The sequence below is a fragment of the Zhenpiania hominis genome, from assembly GCF_014333425.1.
Lineage (GTDB): Bacteria > Bacillota > Clostridia > Peptostreptococcales > Anaerovoracaceae > Hominibacterium > Hominibacterium hominis.
Map to the genome: position 1 here is coordinate 21,625 of NZ_JACRYT010000029.1, position 6,404 is coordinate 28,028.

General features: G+C 48.9%; 6 protein-coding genes. All 6 read left to right on the forward strand.

The features are described 5' to 3' along the window. The first annotated feature begins 10 nt into the window (after positions 1–10). The 6 genes from H9L42_RS15635 to H9L42_RS15660 all read left to right on the forward strand — a co-directional run bounded on the left by H9L42_RS15635 (position 11) and on the right by H9L42_RS15660 (position 6,278). On the forward strand, positions 11–814 hold the full coding sequence (locus H9L42_RS15635) for an ABC transporter ATP-binding protein (RefSeq protein ID WP_243235838.1): 804 nt from the start codon (positions 11–13) through the stop codon (positions 812–814). 1 nt (position 815) lies between these two features. Next, positions 816–1,940: an iron-containing alcohol dehydrogenase gene (locus H9L42_RS15640; RefSeq protein WP_187304339.1), complete on the forward strand. Its 1,125-nt coding sequence runs from the start codon at positions 816–818 to the stop codon at positions 1,938–1,940. A gap of 1 nt (position 1,941) precedes the next feature. After that, positions 1,942–2,913, forward strand: a complete 972-nt coding sequence (locus H9L42_RS15645) for a glycyl-radical enzyme activating protein (protein WP_187304340.1) — start codon at positions 1,942–1,944, stop codon at positions 2,911–2,913. 7 nt (positions 2,914–2,920) lie between these two features. Then, the gene (locus H9L42_RS15650) at positions 2,921–4,717 is read left to right on the forward strand and encodes a pyruvate formate lyase family protein (protein WP_187304341.1); all 1,797 of its coding nucleotides are present in this window, start codon (positions 2,921–2,923) and stop codon (positions 4,715–4,717) included. A 156-nt stretch (positions 4,718–4,873) separates the two neighbouring features. Beyond that, on the forward strand, positions 4,874–5,575 hold the full coding sequence (locus H9L42_RS15655) for a radical SAM protein (RefSeq protein WP_243235839.1): 702 nt from the start codon (positions 4,874–4,876) through the stop codon (positions 5,573–5,575). Then, positions 5,568–6,278, forward strand: a complete 711-nt coding sequence (locus H9L42_RS15660) for a queuosine precursor transporter (protein WP_187304343.1) — start codon at positions 5,568–5,570, stop codon at positions 6,276–6,278. The genes H9L42_RS15655 and H9L42_RS15660 overlap by 8 nt, the downstream gene beginning before the upstream one ends. Positions 6,279–6,404 lie beyond the last annotated feature (126 nt).

Below are 6,404 nucleotides of genomic sequence, written 5' to 3' on the forward strand. Positions count from 1 at the left end.
TTGGTGCGATTTGAAAAATCATCAAGAACAGAAAACACGACTGATGACCATTCGGGATTTATCCCTGCGCTATGAAGGCACAGACCATTCCAGAGAGACCCTTGCTCTCAGTGGCGTTAACCTGGATATTATGGAGGGGGATTTCGTCTGTGTGCTGGGTCCGTCAGGCTGCGGCAAAAGTACGCTGCTGAATATTATGGCAGGACTTCTTCAGGCTACAGAGGGAACCATTGAGATGCTGGGAGAGCCGGTTACAGGAGTGGACTGGAAGCGTGCGGTCGTCTTTCAGACCCCGACTCTTTATCCATGGCTGGATGTATATAAAAATGTGGCCTTCGGTCCCGATGTACGGGGGATTGATAAAAAGGAAGCGGAAGATCGCGCGAAAACCTATCTGAACCTGGTAGGACTCGCGGATTTCGCCCATGCGAGACCTTACGAGCTGTCGGGCGGTATGCGGCAGAGAGTGGCTCTGGCGCGGGCTCTGGTCAACGATCCTAAAATGCTGCTAATGGATGAACCCTTTGGGGCGCTGGACGCCTTCACAAGAAATACCATGCAGGATCTGATCCGGAAAATCTGGAAAGAGACCAAGAAAACTGTATTTCTGATTACACATGATGTAGATGAGGCTCTCACCCTGGGAACCAGAATTATCGCTATGTCGCCTCGTCCGGGAAGGATTATCAAGGAAGCGGAGATCGGATTTACTCTGCAGATGGAGGATAGTCAGGAAGACGCCCGTTACAGCCCGGAATACATTCATCTGAGAAAAGAGATCCTTCAGCTGATGGCGGAAGGGCAGAAAGGATAAAATGCGAGAAATACTACTGAAACCAGAACTATATAAATTCAGAACCTTCGGCGAGCTTGGCGGAACCTTCTGTCTGGGAAAACGGGATTTGATTTTTACGACAGAAGCTTTATATGAAGCCTTTGTGAAGCCTTACACTCGGAATGTTCCCTTCCTGCGGCAGGATATCCGTGACGGAGAGCCTACGGAAGACATGATAGAAGAAATTTTTGCAGGGCTTGACTACGACTCCTATGACAGGGTTATTGCAATCGGAGGCGGCACTGTAATGGATATCGGAAAGCTGCTTTGTGTCAGGCGGACCGGGACGGTAAATGAACTGTTTTTTAAACGGGCGGAGCTGATACGGGAAAAACAGCTTATAGCTGTTCCGACAACATGCGGCACAGGATCCGAGGTCACAAGTACTTCGGTGGCAATTGTAAAAGACGGGCATGGAAATACGACAAAGCTGGGGCTGCTTTCGGAATCGCTGATTGCGGATACGGCGTGCCTGATTCCTGAGTTTCTTCAGACCCTGCCGGATGAGCCCTTTGCGGGTTCCCTTATTGACGCGCTGATTCATGCCACAGAGGCTTTTCTCTCCCCGGGCAGAGCAACGATGACTTCCGATCTTTTCGCCTGGAAAGCCATCGAACTTCTGCTGGAAGGGCTGAAACGAAACCGGGAGGGAAGCTGCGATCTGAGAACGGATTACGCGGAAGAACTCCTGACTGCCGCCTGCTATGCGGGGATCGCCTTCCTTCAGGCAGGATGCGGCACGGTTCACGGTTTGTCTTATCCTTTGAGCGGAGCTTACTTAGTGAGACACGGGGAAGCCAACTACGCTTTCTTTGAAGCGGTGCTGGATTTTTATCAACAAAAGAACCCCCAGGGAAAGATCCGCAAACTGCAGCAGATGATCGGCAGTGTTTTCGGATGTTCGGAAGAAAAGGCTCTCCGCGCGTTGGCAGAAGCGGAGCACGCTCTGCTCCCGATAAAACAGCTGCGGCAATACGGCGTAAAAGAAGCGGATTTGCAACTGTTCACACAATCCGTTTTCGCCAATCAGAAACGGCTGGTGGATAACTCCTATGTTCCTTTGGACGAGCAGAGCGTAGAGCGGCTGTATCGGGAGGTTTACTGATATGACGGAAGAGGGAATCGTTTTTAACATTCAGCGATTCACCATCCATGACGGTCCGGGAATCCGGACGGAGATTTTTCTGAAGGGCTGCCCGCTGACCTGCAAATGGTGCGGAAATCCGGAAAGCCAGCGGATGCAGCCGGAGATTGGTGTGTATGAAACAAAGTGTATTCGCGCAGATGTGTGTGGATTATGCCTGAAAGTATGTCCCCGGCATGGATGCCTGAATACCGGCGCTGGACAGAAAATCCATTCCATAGATCACGAAATTTGTAACGACTGTTTGTCCTGCGCCAGGGCGTGTCCTGCCGATGCGCTGAAACAGTGGGGAAAACGCCTGAGCGTCGATCAAGTAATGAAGACAATCCGGCGGGATCGATCTTATTACGAAGCTTCGGGAGGAGGCGTGACGATTTCCGGGGGAGAGCCTCTGCTTCAGCCAGAATTTACAAAAAGAATCCTGCGGCAATGTAAAGAAGAAGGGATTAACACCTGTCTGGAATCTACCTTCTGTATGGACTGGGGACGGATTGAGCCCGTTCTTCCTTATGCGGATCTTTTGATTACGGATATCAAACTTATGGATCCGGGGGAGCACCAGCGATATACGGGAGTATCAAATGAACGGATTCTCAAAAATCTGAAGAGGCTTTCCCATGAGGAAAAGGAGCTGATAATACGGATTCCGGTCATCCCGGGAGTCAATCATACGAAAAAAAACAGGGAACAGACAGCGGATTTTATTCTCAAAGAAATGAAGAATCGAATATGGCATCTGCAGCTTCTCGGTTTTATGCGTCTTGGAGAAGAAAAATACGCGTCCCTGGGGCGGGAATATCCAATGGAAAGCCTGAAATTTGACCGGGATTCTTTTAACCGAGAGTTGAAGGAATGGGCCGCGTATTTCGAGCAAAGAGGGATCCGGTGTATCGCCGGACATTCAGGAGATAACAGGGAAATGGAGAGGAGGTAAGGGAAGAATGGCAAACGCAAAGCCATGTGGAACCGAAAATTATGATCAGAATTACGGGCTTGGGTATCAGACCGGCCATGACGATTTCTCCCCTTATGCAAGGGTGAACCGGCTGCGGAGCACCTTCCTTGAAACGGAGTTTCGCGTCGATATTCAGAGAGCCAGGCTGATTACAGAGGTCTATCGCAAATACCCCGATCTTCCGGCAAAATTGAGGACAGCTTGCGCTCTGGAACATATTCTGAAAAATGTGGAGATCGATATTTATGAGGATGAGCTCCTGGAAATCGCCGAGTTCTGGCAGGGAAAAACGGTGGAAGATATGGTGAACGCCGGACTTTCAGAAGCGGAAAAGGCAGGATCGGAGCTGGGGAAAAAAGTTTACATGACAAATCTTTATCATTACGGTGGCATCGGCCATTTTGTAATGGATTATGAGACGCTCCTGCGAATCGGATATAGGGGATATCTGCGGCGGATTGAGGAAAAAAGCAGAACCCTGGACCGGGATGATCCGAATTATGAAGAGAAAGCCCAACTGTATGAAGCTATGACCATATCCGTAAAAGCGGCGATGGGCTACATTGAGCGGTATGGAAATCTGGCGGAGGAAAAAGCGGAAAAAGAAGCGGATCAAAGACGTAAAGCAGAGCTTGCGCAGATTGCGCGAAACTGCAGGCAGATTGCCGGAGGACCTGCTGCAACCATGTGGCAGGCGCTTCAGCTTTGGTATTTTGCTACCAATATTACCTTAATTGAATCTAACGGACATTCTGTTTCCTACGGTCGTATGGATCAGTGGCTGTATCCTTATTATAAGGAAGATATGGAAAGAGGACGAATTACCAAGGCCTTTGCGCAGGAGCTTCTTGAATGTGCTTATGTGAAGACCGGTAATCCTTCCAAACTGAAAGACCGAGTCACAATGTCAGTGCGAAACGGCCGGGGATGGGGCGGTGAAAGCCTTACTGTGGGAGGCGTAGACGAAGAAGGCAGAGATGTAACCAACGATCTGACTTTTATGCTGCTGGAAGCTTCCGTCCATACGCGGATGATGAATCCATGGCTGTGTGTGCGGATGCATGAAAACACCCCTTATGAATTGAAAGTCAAGGCGATTGAATGTATCCGCGCCGGGTACGGGCATCCAAAGCTGTTTAATGACAGGGCGGCCATTGAAGCAATGCAGGCAAAGGACATGAGTCTTGCGGAAGCGAGGCGCTATGCGGTAGTCGGCTGTGTGGAGCCGGATCTTCCGGGAATGGAGTACGGATTCCACGACGCGGCCTATGTAAATCTGGCAAGGATTTTGGAGCTTTCTTTGAACAGCGGAAAATGCGTTGACTGCGGAAAGAGCTGTCCGCGGTATGAAATCTGCGCGGGCGCGGGACAGCGCCTGGGACCGGATACAGGAAGTTTAGATGGCTTTCAGAACATGGAAGATGTGCTGGAAAGCTTTCGGCAGCAGCTTCATTACTGGACAGACCAGATGGAAAAGGGGCTGAACCGGATCGATCGGGCACACAGAGAGCGAAAACCCCTTCCTTATGCTTCCCTCTTTTTCCACAACTGTATCGAGGATGGAAAAGAATTGGGAGAAGGGGGCGCCAGATATAATTTTACAGGACCTCAGGCCAGCGGAATTGGTACCTGTGCCGACAGCCTTTCTGCCATCAGTCAGCTTGTATTCGATGAAAAGCAGTGTACCGGAGCCCAGCTCCTGCAGGCGCTGAAGGATAACTGGGAAGGACACGAAATTCTTTTCTTTTTTATCTTGCATTTCGGAAAAAAATGTGTAAAATAAGATCTGTTACAGCAGAATAAGACAGTTCGAAACCATCCTGTCTATAAACAAAACTACGGAATAAAGCGAGCGGCAATCCGCCCGCTGCTTGATGTATGGGAAGATGGTGCTATTTTAAGCACTTTTTTTTATGGAGGAATGATGGAACGGTACAGTATGATAACAGAAAAAAATCCGAGGGAAATTCTGCTTTTAAGAGGCAGCGGCTGCAAGTGGAGAAGATGCAGTTTCTGTGATTATCATCTGGATTTCTCGAAGGATGAAGAGGCCAACTTTCGGCTCAACGAGGCCGAGCTGGCAAAGGTCTCCGGACGCTTCGGAGCGCTGGAAGTCATTAATTCCGGAAGCTTTTGCGATCTGGATGAAAAAACGGTAAACCGGATTCTTTCTGTATGCGGGGAAAAAAAGATCCGCAGGATCCATATAGAATGTCACTGGAGGGATCGGGACACTCTGGCCGCGATTCGACAGCGGTTCCGGGAAGAGGGGATCGAGGTGATCGTGAAAATGGGCGTGGAAACCTTTGACGCGGCTTTCCGGGAAGAAGTGCTGCGAAAGGGTATGGAATACGCTTTGCCGGAGGAAATCGCAAGATATGCCCAGGAGGTCTGTCTGCTGTTTGGCATTTCCGGTCAGACAGCTGACTCTATGAAAAAGGATGTGGAAACCGGTCTTCGGTATTTTAACCGGGTCTGTATCAATCTGATGACAGAAAACACAACCTTGGTAAGCCCGGATCCGGAGGTGATCCGGATTTTCCTGCGGGATGTCTATCCGGTATATAAGGATGAGGAACGTGTCGATATTCTGCTGGAAAATACCGATTTTGGCGTAGGAGGTAACGGCACGAATGAATGAATTTCTTCTGATTTTTTCACTGATTCTTATTTATCTGGGGGTTTTAGCGGCTTATCGTTTTTTTGGGACAGCGGGACTTTACTGCGGTACTGTGTTTGCGACGATTACAGCGAATATTGAGGTGCTTTTGCTGGTAGACGCTTTCGGGCTGGAACAGACCCTGGGAAATATACTCTTTGCCGCAACGTTTCTGATTACGGATATTCTCAGCGAAACAGAGGGGAAAAAAGCGGCGCAAAAGGCAGTGAATCTGGGAATCGCTACCTCAATGGCGTTTATTGTGATTTCCCAGCTGTGGCTGCTGTACACGCCTGCGGAAAGCGACTGGGCGCGAAGCAGCTTTGAGTTGATTTTCAGCAACACTCCCAGGCTGATGATCGTCAGCTTTTTGGTGTACGCGATCTGCCAGCGCTTTGACGTCTGGGCCTACCATAAATGGTGGAAGTTTACAGAAAAAAAGTGCGGGGATTCTATGCGATTTTTGTGGCTGAGAAATAATGGCTCCACGCTGATTTCCCAGCTGTTGAATACGGTACTGTACAGTTTCGGCGCCTTTTGGGGAATGTATAATATGCAGACCATGATTGGGATCTGCATTTCCAGCTATGTAATTTTTATTGTGACGAGCATTGCGGATACGCCGATTGTTTATCTGGCCAGGAGGGTTAAGAATAATAATATGCATTTTTTTGCAAAATCATAAATATTTCTGTCAAGCATTTTTGAAAATGTCCCAAAAAATCTTTAAGATAGGCCCCGATGGATTCGGGGCTTATCTTTTATGAGAGATTATGCTCCGTGATAATTAAAATATTGACAGCAGGAACCC

Bases quoted from the DNA above. Each gene is read 5' to 3' on its own strand.
- H9L42_RS15640 (WP_187304339.1), top strand. From the start codon at position 816: ATGCGAGAAATACTACTGAAACCAGAACTATATAAATTCAGAACCTTC.
- H9L42_RS15645 (WP_187304340.1), top strand. From the start codon at position 1,942: ATGACGGAAGAGGGAATCGTTTTTAACATTCAGCGATTCACCATCCAT.
- H9L42_RS15650 (WP_187304341.1), top strand. From the start codon at position 2,921: ATGGCAAACGCAAAGCCATGTGGAACCGAAAATTATGATCAGAATTAC.
- H9L42_RS15655 (WP_243235839.1), top strand. From the start codon at position 4,874: ATGATAACAGAAAAAAATCCGAGGGAAATTCTGCTTTTAAGAGGCAGC.
- H9L42_RS15660 (WP_187304343.1), top strand. From the start codon at position 5,568: ATGAATGAATTTCTTCTGATTTTTTCACTGATTCTTATTTATCTGGGG.